The following is a 13,408-nucleotide window of genomic DNA, read 5'->3' on the forward strand; positions in this document are numbered from 1 at the left end:
TTAGATTGCTTTGAGCTCTCTGACTTCTTCGCGAAGCTTGGCTAGTTCCGCCATGATCGATGTGATTTCATCGGTTGATTTGTCTTCACTGCCGTGCGTATAGCGTTCAATCGTTGATTGTACGTTTTGGGTTAGGGCATCGAGTTTGTGTTTTGCTTTATCGATCAAAGCGTTATGGTCGATATTGAGATTCCCCTCAAGTTCATGGATCTTATCCACAATCTGGTCTTGATGTTTAAAAAGAAAATATCCCGCAATTCCGCCGAGTGCGGCACCTACGATAAAACTGAGTGTATTGTCTTGGTTCATGTGTTACTCCTATGAATTGTTTTTTTTCTTGAAAAATTGCGAAATCGCTCCGATGGCAAGTGAACCTATTGTCACTTTTGCAATACCGTTGGATGCTTTCAGTGCGAGCGTTTTAGTCTCATCATGAAGATAGGAGATCAAATCGTGTAATTCATGCAAGGAAAGTTTTGATTTGTCGCTCAGAGCTTTGGTCTCCTCTTTGAGATGGCCGATAAGCTCATTCACTTCATGGAGAGTCAACGCCGCTTTAGTTGCGAGGAAACTAAGCTCATTTTGCAGATGTGCCATAAGTTCCTGTGACTTTTGCATTGTTTTAGACGACTGTATTCCGATGAAAATAACTACGGACGTAATAATCACCATACACAGTGCGATAATTCCGACAAAAACAGTGAGTAACCCTATTTCGCTCATTGTTAAACCTCCAGCCTGAAAGGACTATTATACCGTGCTTTTTACAATATGAGGTAATTTAATTTTCATTTGCTATAGCAAGGATTAAGGTGGCAATATATATACTTTATATATTAATTCGATATTTAAGGCATATAAATGATCCTGACTCTTTCCCACCAAAAAGGGGGTGTCGGCAAATCTACGGTAGCATGGAATCTTGCCGTTTATTTCTCCGGCATCATGGATACCCGTATCGTAGATCTTGATACCCAACGTTCTCTTACCGTGACGAACGCACTTCGTAAAGAACATAATCTACCCTCGATAAAAATGATCCATTTTAATACTGCCGAAGAGTTGGCGGAGTATGCGGCGGCAGATTCGGATGACGTTCTGACCATTATCGATTCGGGGGGATTTGACAGTGCTTTTAACCGTATCGCAATTATCGCTTCGGATCTGCTTATTACCCCGGTGAGTGATAAGCCGTTTGATCTGATGGGGCTGCAAAAGTACGAAGAGATACTCAAAAGTCTCTCAGTAATCCAAGGCGAAACGATTAAAACCCATGTCCTTTTTAACAATATCAATCCCGCAATGAAACGGTTCGGCGAGTTGGTTGATTTTATCTGTACATCCGAACATTTCGAACTGATGGTTTCCATCCTCCGCCAGCGCGTTGATATCGCCCATTCCGTAGGTGAAGGAAAAAGTATCAAAGAATACCGGATTTTCAGTAAAGCCGATCAGGAAATGGATGATCTGATTGTGGAAGTTAAATCTATTTTGAATATAAAATAGATATTTAAAATATATATAATTAATATATAAAGGATATCAAGTGGCAAAAAAGAGTTTTCTGCAAAATATTGAAAAAGTAAAAAGTTCGGCAGCTATGAGCGAAAGAGAGGAGAGTGCAAAGAGTGACAAAGAGAAGAAAAAGAAATTGATAACCATCCCGACGCAGTGGGAAGAAAAAATCCGGGAATATCACGGCGGGACGGTGAGTGCGTATATTCTAATAGCGCTTCAGGAACGGATGCAGCGTGACGGATTGATATGAAATTTGATTGTTCACTCATTATCCGCCGGTTCAAAAGAGTACCAACTTTTTTTTCTTCCGAATTTAATCCGTCTTTACTAACGTGGTCCAGCAGGTTTTTAATCATTGTTAGATTCTGAATCATCCGGACAGCGGGCTGAAGCTTGGATTTATTGCTATCCAGTCTTGAAACTTCATTCTCGTTTATCGGCTTGATGGGAATCCATTTTTTTTCATAGGTTTGGGCGGAAAGATTTACAGCTATCGAAAGTAAAAGAAAGAGAGCTCCAACGGTCTTCATGAACTGTCCTGGAAGAATATTAACGTAGTTCGAAGAGATCAAAAAAGGCGGATCTCCAAACATTGATTATAAAACCGCCATTCGGATTAGCTATGTGAGTTTCATTGTCGATATAATACAATGAATAGTAAAAAAATATTGTAAGAGTAAAAGGTAAGCGTAGATGATAAAAATAATAAATAGTGAAGAGTTTTCTTATTTTTTACGTGTCCACAGAAATAAAATAATAAAGATTTGGATGGAAAAAAGTGAAGTACAGAATGTACTTCATAGGCATTCTTTACCGATTATAGACAAAAACACCTATCTTTTTTATCAGTTTTGCGATTGTTTCATCAGCGTGATCGAATGGCGGTCAACTATTTCGGAATGTCAGATCAAAATAGATTTTTTACAGCTATTGAACAACTACAACGTAACGGTGGCCGATCTGTTCACATTGGTATTCAAACTGAAAAATGCGATTGAGCAGGTTATTTTCGAAAACGGAAACCTCTCGTATGCGTTGCAGAGTGAGATTGATTCGCTGACCCTTCAGATGGCGATTGATTTAGAATTGAATTTTGAAACCATTATAAACAGCAACCAAAATTACAAAAGTGAAAATTCCAATCTTTTAACCGAGTATAAAAAAGCGGTTGATCTGAGTAATATTGTTTCGAAAACAAACCCCAAAGGGATTATTACGTATGTGAATGACAAGTTTTGCGAAATATCGGGCTACTCAAGAGATGAGCTTATCGGCAAACCGCATAATATCATTAGACATCCGGATATGCCAAGAGAAGCATTTAAAGAGCTGTGGGACACTATCAAAGCGAAAAAAAGCTGGAGCGGCGTTGTCACCAATATGAAAAAAGACGGCGGTCAGTATATTGTCGATACAACAGTCATACCGATATTGGATGTGGACGGGGATGTTGTTGAATACATCGCGATCCGTCATGATATTACCGAGCTTGAACAAACCAAACAACAGTTGAGAAACATCAACAAAGCGATGAAAAACAAAGTCGATGAACTTTATTCGATGACCAATACGTTAGAACAAAAAGCGTACAAAGATAAGTTGACCGGGATAAATAATCGTGAAAACTTTGAAGACATATTCGCATTGGAGATCGCTACAGCGAAGCAAAACAATATCCCGCTTTCATTAGTAATCTTCGATGTTGACAACTTTAAACTGGTAAACGATACCTATGGGCATCAGGCGGGTGACACTATTTTGATCGATTTGGTGAAGCTGATTGAAGATAACATTAAGAACGGAGATATTTTTGCACGATGGGGAGGAGAAGAATTCGTCATATTAACTCCCTCTACAGACATTAACGGCGCTTGTAATTTGGCTGAAAATCTAAGAAAACTTGTCCAGCTGCACCCGTTTAGCTATGTCGAAAATCAGATGACGCTCAGTTTCGGGGTTGCGCAGCTTTCCGACGATGACAACAAAAAAACACTGTTCGAAAAAGCGGACGGAGCATTGTATGAAGCAAAGAAAAACGGCAGAAACAGGGTGGAAGGGTGTAAGGTTTGATATTAATAGGGCTGAGAAAGTTTTAAGAAACCGTATTCAAACGTAAAGGGGACCTGTTTAAGCGTGGCAAGGTTGATATAAGGCTTGACGCTTCTACCGATGTAAAGCGAAACGGCAGCCCCTTTTTGCAGCAGTAAAGGATCGAAACTAAACGTCAGAGTTTTTGTTTTTGCGGCATGTTCTAACACCATAGGCAGAATACTGTCATCCGGGTCCATGAGCAAAACAAAGCTGTGTGCATTTTTGATCTCCAATGCTTCTTTGGGTGAGACAACAAAGAGGGCCAGTGGATGATCGGCTAGGATACCATTGTACTGATGCTCTATTATCTCCGATAATCGCTGCGCAGCCGCTTTGTTGGACGGGGACGCGACAATAACAAAGTTTACGGTCGATTGAATACGTTCTTTTGTCCCTTTTTCCATTAAGGCGACTTTAGGAAATATTTTTGCCCCAATCTGCAATAGCGTCGCATCGTACGTTGTGCCGTAAAGGAGTAAAGGGATGAGAAGAATAAGAACTATTTTGTTCATGTGTGTTTCAAAGGCATAGTAATGGTGAAAAGGGCTCCATCATCGGTGTTACTCACGCTGAGGCTCCCTTCGAAGTGTTGTTCAATAATGACTTTGGACATGTAAAGCCCGATTCCTGTCCCCTTATTATGAAGTTTGGTTGTAAAATAAGGTTCGAAAATACGTTCAACGATTTTAATCGGAACACCGCCTCCCGTATCGCTGATATCGATATAAAGATAGTTTATGTCGCAGCGCAATGTTATTTCGATCTTTCCTCCGATTTGATTTTTCCGGCTTTTAATAGCGTCTTGAGCATTATTGATAATATTCAAAATAACCTGTTTGAATTCGTTGACAACGCCGAAAATTTCTTGATTACAGTTTTCATGTATGAGATAGGTGATATTTGCGTAGCGGAGCTGCTCATCCAAAAGGGAGAAAATTTCATGGATAGGCTGGACCGGTGAGAAATTGAGAGACTCTTTGTCCATATTGAAAAAGTTTCGAAAATCATCGATCGTATTGGACATGAACTGGAGATTATTATCGATGATAGCGGTATTTTTTTCAAGCTCCTGTTCACCAAGAGAACCGAGTGCGCGTTTCATGTTCATATCGGCAACCGCAAGACCGATGATATTCAAAGGCTGACGCCACTGATGGGCGATACTTTCAATCATTTCACCCATTGCGGCGAGGCGTGACTGGTGGATAAGAAGCTGCTCTTTTTCACGACGCTGAATAATTTCATTTTCGACGCGCATTTCGAGTTCGTTGTTGATCTCTTCCATTTGGACGCGGTAGTCTTCAATGGTCTCGACCATTTTGTTGGCTGAAGAGGTAATGGTCAGAATTTCAGTATTGTTGTTATCGCTTTTAAACGGCTCGGAAGCTTTGTGAATCGAATAGTCTCCCATCCAGTTTGCCAAGAGACGAAGGACAAAAAACTGCTTTCTGAAATAGATATAGGTAATTGTAAATATCAGAAGCGCAAACAGCGAGAGGACAATCAATTGCGTAAAAAGTTTGTACTGTAGATCGTGAACGAAATTATTTGAATAACTGATTATCAGAGTCGCCTGTGTCTGATGGGTGATAGAATCGATTACAGGTGTCGTGAGGGTTATGGTTTTATGGATATTGGAATGCGGATAATGGCGTTCAAAAATAATATTTTGGTTGACATCGACCAACGATACATCTTTAATATTAGGATTTTGAAAAAATGTACGCATCGTATCGTTGAGCATATCTGTTTGATCGAATGTCAGATAGGTAGAGATGATCGGTTTGAGCGTTTGGATAATCAGCTCAATTTTTGCTTTTTCGCTTTCGTTGAGGACTGAAGAGACATTAACTTGAACAAAGATATATATTGGGGCTATAACTGCGATATAAAGCAGCCAGAATACCCATGCGAATTTCCCGATAAGCGTTTGTGTCATCCGAATCCAATGTTTAATAGCATAAATTAATATTATGCAAAAATTAGTTAATTTATGATTAATTTAGGTGAATTTGATCGTTTCAGTTATATGGACCGATAAAACATTACAACATATGGTATGTGTTAGTATGAGACATCTCTTAAAATCTATACAGTAAATTGACCCAAAATGTCTGCTTCATATACGGAATGTCACTCGTATTCGGCGGATTTAACGGGAAATAGAGAGTTTTTAGTGTTTTGCCGAAGAGATTTTTTACCCCGAATTCCAAATCGAGGTCTTTTGCGATTCCGTTGATTTTTTGGGTAATATTGACATAATCTTGTACGGGTGTGGAGCCGTTCGTGGTATATATCCCTTTTACATTGCCGTTTTCATCCAGCGTCTCGTTGTTTACACGGTGTTTGTTTCCCGTATAGTGATACCATACAGTGGTCGGATACGGCGTATCGCTGTTAAGGGTAGCAAACAGGTTCCCTATAAATTTAGCCGAGAGTGCAAATTCGCTGGAATCATAATTGAGAGTAGATCCGGCTCTAGTTAATTCGACATCTCCCCTGCGCGATTTGTAAAATGACAGGTTCGCACCTAAAGCGAGCGATTCATAATTTTGGCTCAACTCGATTTCCAGACCGTTTACCGTCGTAGGACTTTCGAGATTGATCGTTTCATAGGTGAAATCATGATACGTAATCATGTTAGCTGTTCTGGTGTTGAATACGGTTGTTTTGAGGGAAGAACCTTTGGTTTTAAAAATGTATGACAACTCGATTGTATCGGTTGTTTCTGACTCATAGTCTGTATGTGAAGCCTGATTATTGGGAGAATACTGCTCTGAAAAGCTAGGCGGTCTAAACGCTCTTGAATATTGAGCTTTTAGAATATTAGATTCATCGTATTGATATACCAGTGCGATTCTTGGAGATAAAGCTTCCCGTCCGTCACTGTAGGTGTCATAGCGTGCTCCGACGGTGACCGTGCTTTGTTCATCGAGCTGTATTTCATCTTGCAGATAGAGGGCTCTGTTGATTCTTTTGGGATTGTTTGTTGTTAGCAAATGGGTCGATGTACCTGATGGATTATAGACAGTGCGCCCGCTGACACGGCTCCACATTTGGGTAACATCGTCTTGATCAACCGACAGAAATCCGGCATAGGCTCCGCCAAGCAATCGATTGGAACCTATCGTTGTTTCTACCATTCCTTCGAGATATTTTGTACTTTCTCTGTAATCGATTTTACGCACACCGTCCAGATTGCTCGGATTGCTTCCCAGCAGGTATGAGGGAAAAAACATGACGTCAGCATTGTTTTCGTATTGATTGATCCCGGCTTTTGCCGTTAATAACAGATTGGAAGTAATTTCAAACTTTCCTTGCACACCCAGCATGGTGTACGTATTGGATTGGACAGGTTCGGTGTTGTCTTGCGGCAAAAAGTTGGACGGGTCCCATTGCAGACGGGCATAGTCGTTTTTGGCTTTTAATTTGTATGCCCAGAAATCAAAATTTTTATAGGAGACATCCGCCATAATCAGGCTGTTTCCGTATGCATTCGGAAGATTGCCGCTTCCGGCCGGAGCTTGGGTCGTTATCGGCAAATCCCAGCCATCGCTTTTTTCGGCTGAGATAATCGCGGATGCTTCCAGGTCGTTTTGTCTAAAAGAGGTATAGCCTCCCAACGCTTTACCGAATTTATTGCTTTGCATCTGAGACAGGGTCGTAAATAAAGTACCCGTCTCTTTTTTAGTAATGATATTGACTACGCCGTAAATAGCGTTTCCGCCATATATGGCTGAACCGGGCCCTCTGATGATTTCGATCCGGTCGATCGCATCGGTCGGTATCGGAAAAACTATCTGCCCGACACCCAGCTTCGGAATTCCCCATATCTCCGCACTTATCGGTTTGTCATTGATCATCCATTTTATTTTGTTCCCTTCTGCCCCGTATATTGAGCCTGAGCCTCTGAGCGAGAGGGTGGAGGAGTCAAATCCTACAATCATGTCAAACGCATTCTGCTCGGCAAGATTGGTTATCCCCAGCGATTTTAATTTTTCACTGCTGATGACCGTTACGGTACCGGGGACGTAATCGGCATTTAACTTGGTCTTTGTCGCAATGGTGGTTGCTTCTTCCAGTACTTTATCAAGGTCATCGCTGCTTTCGGCTAAGAGCAGTGAATGTGAGAATAACAGCGAGATGCAAAAGACTGATAAATGCTTCAATTTGGCTCCGTACTGAAAAAGTATCAATATGAGTGTAATATTCATTTGACTGATGCATAATCATATCATAAAAGGAGTTTTTGAGAACGAAAAGTCCAAGAATTTTGCAGGTTTATAGGCTGAAGAGTATAATAGAAACTTATTAAAAACAAAGAAATATTAAAACAGTTTTTATGGAATTTTTTTGTTTTATATCCCATTGAATCCAACTTTATCGGTTATAAAACTATCATTTGATGACTAAGAAGATCGGTGAATTCAACAGCCTGAAATATCAGGCTGCCGCTTCTTCATCGCTTAGATGCAGATATACTTTAAAAAATGCGTCGATATCATTGATGTGAAGTGATTTTGAAATAAGCCACTCAGAACCGTTTTCCGCTTCATAGGTGCTAAAGTTGTCTTTATCGATATATTTGAGAGGGTAAAGCTCTCCGATGTGTTCTACCATGATATCCAACGGATAAACAAGAGCATTCTCGTGTTTTAAATCCATGGTTTGAACCCATAGAGTATTTAAACTCTCCATCGCTTCAACTTCATCTGAGCCGAAACTCATTAATGCGACCTGTCGTATAGATGTACCGCGTGTGTTCATAACAACTCCTTTTGAAAGGTATTTTAGAGATAGTTTTTCAGTGCACTTGATGAAATATAGCACTCGGAGTTTATGATTGAAATTAATATATGCGGTAGGAAAATAAAATCAAATAAGTTTAATAAATGAATTGAAAGGGATACCCTTGCTTTGTCTCTAGTATTTTTAGTGGAGTTTTATTTGAAGGTGGTGGCCAATCTCGGAATCGAACCAAGGACACAATGATTTTCAGTCATTTGCTCTACCGACTGAGCTAATTGGCCACATATTTGTGAGGCCGAAATTATAGCCTCACAAGCTTAAAAGTAAGCTTAATCGTTATTTTGTTGCTTTTGCAAGATCGCGGAATAGATTCCCGCGCTGTGCATACGACGTAAATTGATCCAAACTAGCCGCAGCCGGAGAGAGCATCGCAATGCTGTGGCGGTTGTGTTTTTTGCTGATCTCTTCTACCGCCACATCGAGTGTATGGCAGAGGGTACAGGGGATATCGTATTGCTTGCAGAGCGCTTCGAGACGCAACGCATTGCTTCCGATAGCATAAACGCTGACGTCGTAGCGTTTAAGAGGGGTAAAAAGCTCTTCGAGCTCTACCCCCTTGTCATCGCCTCCGAGCACCAGATGGATCGGATAAGAGCCATAGGTGCGGAGTGCCGCTAACGTTGCATCGATATTGGTCGCTTTGGAATCGTTGATCCAAAGACGGTCACGGGAGTCACGAAACTCCTCTTGGCGGTGAGGATCAAGGACGAATGCATTGATACGGTCGTAATCGCATCGGTCGTAAAGGATTTTATCAATCCCCATCGCGATCATGGCATCCATCAAGAACGCCCCTTTGAATTTGATTTTGTTTGCATCGAATCCGAAGTATTTAGCGAGATCCTTTTCATCTTCGTAGATGATTTTAAAAGCTTTTGTAGGGGTATCTGCGAACATCTTCGGCAAAATGACCGCTTCTCCCTCTTTCATCATACTAAGGGGCTTTAGTTTGGCGTCGTAATAGGCCTGCATGCTTCCGTGCCAACTCACATGATCGGGGGTGACGGGGAGAAGGGCATAAATATTCGGGCGGGCGATATCGGTATAGTGCATACTGAAAGAACTCGTCTCTAAAATCCAGATGGGGGCATCGGGAGACATCTCGGCAAGGGGAGTTCCGATATTACCGCCGCTGATAGAGCCTTTGTCAGCCAAAAGGTGCTCTACCATCTGCGTGGTCGTCGTTTTGCCGTTGGTACCGCTGATCCAGATCGAAAAGGGGATATTGGGAGCGAAGAAATCGTATTCGCTGATGAGGTGCTGAGCCTTCTGAATCAGCGGATGCGACGGCGGAAAACCGGGTGAGGGTATCTCATGGGTAAAAAGACGGGTATCGAATTCGCTCACCGGTTTGAGAGCATTGCCGTCCTCATCGACGGAGGGGACGGTAATTTTATCGTCGAAAAAAGTACAGGGACCGAGGAGTTTGGCGATGGCACGGGTCGTTTTCCCGTAGCCGAAACAGGCGATATTTTGATTTTTCATTAGCGGATCTTTAGAGTGATGAGTGCGAAAATATTGGAGAGGAGCGAGATGATCCAGAAACGGACGATGATTTTGTTCTCCGCCCACTGTTTCATCTCAAAATGGTGATGGATCGGCGCCATCAAAAAGACCCGTTTTTTACGGAGCTTATAGCTTCCTACCTGCAAGATAACCGATACCGTTTCAATAACAAAAATCAGCCCGATGAGGATGAGGAGGATTTCGCTTTTGCCGATGATTGCCATATAGGCGATAAACGCACCGATCGTGAGTGATCCGCTGTCCCCCATAAATACTTGTGCCGGATGGCAGTTGAACCATAAAAACCCGAGCAATGAACCGATCAGCGCCATGGCGATGATGACCACTTCTCCGGCAGGGATTTTCGGCATCAATAGATAGTGTGCCAACGCGGCGTTACCGACGATGTAGACGATGATACTGAGTGAGAGGAGGGCAAAGATCGAGGGGACGGTAGCTAAACCGTCAAGCCCGTCGGTAAGGTTGACGGCATTAGAGGTGGCGATCATCACGAGCACCCAAAAAATGATACTTCCCCACCCCATGTCAAAGAGGCTCGATTTGATAAACGGAACATAAAAGCCTGTTTCAAGTTTCGCATAATGGATCAAGAAGACGCCGATGGCGAGACCGAAGATGAGCTGGAGCGCCATTTTGGCACGGGCGCTGAGGCCGGCAAGGTTGTGCCCTCCGCGGATTTTTCCCCAGTCGTCGGTAAACCCGATATAGGCATAAAACACAAGAGTGAGCAACGCGCCGATTACGAACGGATTCATAATGTTGACGGTGAGTAGGGATGCGATAATAGTAGAAGCCACAAAAACGATCCCTCCCATCGTAGGAGTTTTGGCTTTGCCCTGATGGGCACTGACGTATTCGTTGATCGGCTGAACGCGTGCGGAACGCTGTGCCCAGGCGATAAAGCGCGGCATAAAAAAGAGGGTTAGCAACAAACCGATGAAAAAAGCGACCCCTGCACGAAGGGTAATGTACTGGAACAGATTGATACCGAGGGCCTTATGAAACCAATATAACATTCTATGAACTCTTTTTGTGATTAAATTTTAAAAGCAATGCAAAAGTGACATTTTAATATAATCCCCACAAAGTTTGATTAATCGAAGGAGCCAATTTGAGCAAAAAAACCGTTTTGGTCATTACAGACGGCATCGGTTACTCGCCGAAGCATGACTTTAATGCTTTTCACGCAGCCAAAAAACCGACGTATGATCGATTGTTTAGCGAAGTTCCCCACTCACTGATCGATACGTTCGGTTTGAGCGTCGGTCTTCCTGAGGGGCAAATGGGCAATTCCGAAGTGGGGCATATGTCGATCGGAAGCGGTCGGGTATTGTATCAGGATTTGGTCAAAATCTCTCTTGCATTGGAAGAGGGGACATTTGAGCACAATGAAGTTTTTACATCACTGCTTAAAACCAGCAAACGGCTTCATCTGATTGCCCTTATGAGCGACGGCGGAGTTCATTCGCATATCGATCATCTGATCGGAGTTTCCGAAATTGCGGCGGATATGGGTAAAGAGGTGTGGCTCCATCTTATCACTGACGGGCGCGATGTGGCTCCTACATCGGCAAAACTCTTTTTAAATACGATAGAAGCGCACGGGTCGGCCAATATCAAAATCGGATCTCTCGGAGGGCGCTTTTTCGCCATGGATCGGGATAACCGATGGGATCGTGTCCAAAAAGGATACGAGGCGATTATGAGTGCACTCCCTCAAAGCGAACAAAGTGTTGCCGACTATATTGAAAATGCGTATGCTTCGGGAGAGACCGATGAATTCATTACCCCTACATCATTCTACGGGTATGAAGGGGTAAAAGAGGGGGATGCGGTATTGATGCTCAATTTCCGAAGTGACCGGATGCGTGAACTCACGACGGCGATCGGCGATCCTGAATTTAACGGATTTAAGAGGGTGTTTGTTCCGACCCATTTGGCAACGGTAACGCAGTATGACAAATCTTTCCCTTATCCGGTTCTTTTCCCAAAAGATGCTCCCGTAAATACCTTGGCGGAAGTGATCTCGAAAGCGGGGCTTCGCCAGCTGCATACGGCGGAAACCGAAAAGTATGCCCATGTCACCTTTTTCTTTAACGGCGGTATCGAAGAGCCGTATGAAAACGAGACTCGGGTGCTGATCCCGAGTCCGCAGGTTAAAACGTATGACATGCAGCCGCAGATGTCTGCACCCGAAGTCGGGAGTGCCGTGGTTAAAGCAATGGATGAGGGAATCGATTTTGTGGTCGTCAATTTCGCCAACGGTGATATGGTGGGACATACCGGCAATTTTGAAGCGGCAATCAGCGCCGTCGAGGCGGTTGATCACGAATTGGGGAGAATCGTCGAAGCGGCACAAAAGAACGGCTATTCGATGGTATTGACCTCCGATCACGGCAACTGCGAAGAGATGCGTGATGATGCGGGCAATATTTTAACCAACCACACGGTCGGAAAAGTATGGTGTTTCGTTATGGCTGAGGGGGTGAGCGAAGTACATCCGGGTGCCCTTAATAATGTCGCACCGACGGTTCTAAAATTAATGGAGCTGGATATTCCGTCCGAGATGGATACACCGCTAATATAAATTAAAGTATGCAGGCATACGCGGGCTTTACTCCGATAGCGTTATAAAATTATTAATAAAAAGGATAAGAATGAAATTTTCGGGAAAAAATGTATTGGTAACAGGTTCAAGCCGGGGAATCGGTGCGGAAGTAGCAAAAGTGTTGGCTCTCTACGGTCTTAAAGTATGGATCAATTATCGTAGCGGTGCGGCAGCGGCGGATGCGGTTAAAGCACAAATCGAAGCGGCCGGCGGGCAAGCGGCGGTTATCGGATTCGACGTAGCCGACGAAGCGGCATTTGTCGATGCGATCAAAACGATTATCGATGCGGACGGCGAACTCTCCTATTTGGTTAATAATGCGGGGATTACGAAAGACGCCTTGGCCCTTCGTATGAAGAGCGATGATTTCATGGCGGTTATCAACGCCAATCTCCTCTCCGCATTCGTCGGATGCCGCGAAGCGTTTAAAGCAATGCGCAAACAAAAATTCGGTGCCATCGTCAATATCGCGTCTATCGTCGGTGAAACGGGAAATGCCGGACAGACGAACTACGCGGCTTCCAAAGGGGGCGTGATCGCAATGACCAAAAGTTTTGCTCAGGAGGCGGCATCAAGCGGTATCCGCTACAACACGGTTACTCCGGGCTTTATCGCAACGGATATGACCGATGTCCTCAGCGAAGAGATCAAAGCCTCGTTCACATCAAAAATTCCGATGGGCCGTTTCGGGAACGCCGCGGAAGTGGCTGAAGCGACCGCATTTTTGCTCAGCGATCATTCCAGCTACATCACCGGAGAAACTCTCAAAGTCAACGGCGGAATGTTCATGTAAGAGCGCTTGGGGCGGCTGTTTTGCCACTTAAGCTAAATATGGTATAATTTTACGATTTTTAT

13 protein-coding genes and 1 tRNA gene are annotated in these 13,408 nt (G+C 43.3%); 5 read left to right on the forward strand and 9 right to left on the reverse strand.

The genetic code is table 11. The annotated features are described in order from the left end of the window. Both SULKU_RS01795 and SULKU_RS01800 read right to left on the reverse strand, forming a co-directional pair. Positions 1-309, reverse strand: a complete 309-nt coding sequence (locus tag SULKU_RS01795; RefSeq protein ID WP_013459215.1) for a YtxH domain-containing protein — start codon at positions 307-309, stop codon at positions 1-3. 9 nt (positions 310-318) lie between these two features. Next, the gene (locus SULKU_RS01800) at positions 319-723 is read right to left on the reverse strand and encodes a hypothetical protein (protein WP_013459216.1); all 405 of its coding nucleotides are present in this window, start codon (positions 721-723) and stop codon (positions 319-321) included. Between the two features lie 138 nt (positions 724-861). Between SULKU_RS01800 and SULKU_RS01805 the strand changes: the two genes are divergently transcribed. The 3 genes from SULKU_RS01805 (at position 862) to SULKU_RS01815 (ending at position 3,588) form a co-directional block, all read left to right on the forward strand. Continuing rightward, positions 862-1,506: a ParA family protein gene (locus tag SULKU_RS01805; RefSeq protein WP_013459217.1), complete on the forward strand. Its 645-nt coding sequence runs from the start codon at positions 862-864 to the stop codon at positions 1,504-1,506. Positions 1,507-1,546: 40 nt separating this feature from the next. Continuing rightward, positions 1,547-1,768: a hypothetical protein gene (locus SULKU_RS01810; RefSeq protein WP_013459218.1), complete on the forward strand. Its 222-nt coding sequence runs from the start codon at positions 1,547-1,549 to the stop codon at positions 1,766-1,768. Between the two features lie 518 nt (positions 1,769-2,286). Next, positions 2,287-3,588: a sensor domain-containing diguanylate cyclase gene (locus tag SULKU_RS01815; RefSeq protein WP_245535155.1), complete on the forward strand. Its 1,302-nt coding sequence runs from the start codon at positions 2,287-2,289 to the stop codon at positions 3,586-3,588. 2 nt (positions 3,589-3,590) lie between these two features. Here SULKU_RS01815 and SULKU_RS01820 read toward each other — a convergent pair whose 3' ends face one another. From SULKU_RS01820 to mraY, 7 genes are all read right to left on the reverse strand, one after another. Then, positions 3,591-4,121, reverse strand: coding sequence for a hypothetical protein (locus SULKU_RS01820; protein ID WP_013459220.1), 531 nt, complete (start codon positions 4,119-4,121; stop codon positions 3,591-3,593). Further along, the gene (locus tag SULKU_RS14195; protein ID WP_013459221.1) at positions 4,118-5,548 is read right to left on the reverse strand and encodes a sensor histidine kinase; all 1,431 of its coding nucleotides are present in this window, start codon (positions 5,546-5,548) and stop codon (positions 4,118-4,120) included. The genes SULKU_RS01820 and SULKU_RS14195 overlap by 4 nt, the downstream gene beginning before the upstream one ends. 142 nt (positions 5,549-5,690) lie before the next feature. Next, positions 5,691-7,778 carry a TonB-dependent receptor plug domain-containing protein gene (locus SULKU_RS01830; RefSeq protein ID WP_172633594.1) on the reverse strand — a complete coding sequence of 696 codons (2,088 nt, stop codon included), beginning with the start codon at positions 7,776-7,778 and terminating at the stop codon, positions 5,691-5,693. A gap of 274 nt (positions 7,779-8,052) precedes the next feature. Further along, positions 8,053-8,376 (reverse strand): hypothetical protein, encoded by a 324-nt coding sequence (locus SULKU_RS01835; RefSeq protein ID WP_013459223.1) that lies wholly within the window; start codon positions 8,374-8,376, stop codon positions 8,053-8,055. A 187-nt stretch (positions 8,377-8,563) separates the two neighbouring features. Continuing rightward, positions 8,564-8,639: transfer RNA gene (locus tag SULKU_RS01840), tRNA-Phe, on the reverse strand. A 55-nt stretch (positions 8,640-8,694) separates the two neighbouring features. After that, complete coding sequence (murD, locus tag SULKU_RS01845) at positions 8,695-9,903, reverse strand: UDP-N-acetylmuramoyl-L-alanine--D-glutamate ligase (RefSeq protein ID WP_013459224.1); 1,209 nt, start codon at positions 9,901-9,903, stop codon at positions 8,695-8,697. Beyond that, positions 9,903-10,961, reverse strand: a complete 1,059-nt coding sequence (gene mraY, locus SULKU_RS01850; protein WP_013459225.1) for a phospho-N-acetylmuramoyl-pentapeptide-transferase — start codon at positions 10,959-10,961, stop codon at positions 9,903-9,905. The genes murD and mraY overlap by 1 nt, the downstream gene beginning before the upstream one ends. A gap of 95 nt (positions 10,962-11,056) precedes the next feature. Here mraY and gpmI point away from each other — a divergent pair, with 95 nt between their 5' ends. Together gpmI and fabG are read left to right on the forward strand one after the other, a co-directional pair. Next, positions 11,057-12,532 carry a 2,3-bisphosphoglycerate-independent phosphoglycerate mutase gene (gene gpmI / locus SULKU_RS01855; RefSeq protein ID WP_013459226.1) on the forward strand — a complete coding sequence of 492 codons (1,476 nt, stop codon included), beginning with the start codon at positions 11,057-11,059 and terminating at the stop codon, positions 12,530-12,532. 70 nt (positions 12,533-12,602) lie between these two features. Continuing rightward, a complete protein-coding gene (gene fabG / locus SULKU_RS01860; RefSeq protein ID WP_013459227.1) occupies positions 12,603-13,346 on the forward strand; it encodes a 3-oxoacyl-ACP reductase FabG in 744 nt (247 codons plus the stop codon). The last annotated feature ends 62 nt before the right edge of the window (positions 13,347-13,408 follow it).

It is taken from the genome of Sulfuricurvum kujiense DSM 16994 (genome assembly GCF_000183725.1).
GTDB lineage: Bacteria > Campylobacterota > Campylobacteria > Campylobacterales > Sulfurimonadaceae > Sulfuricurvum > Sulfuricurvum kujiense.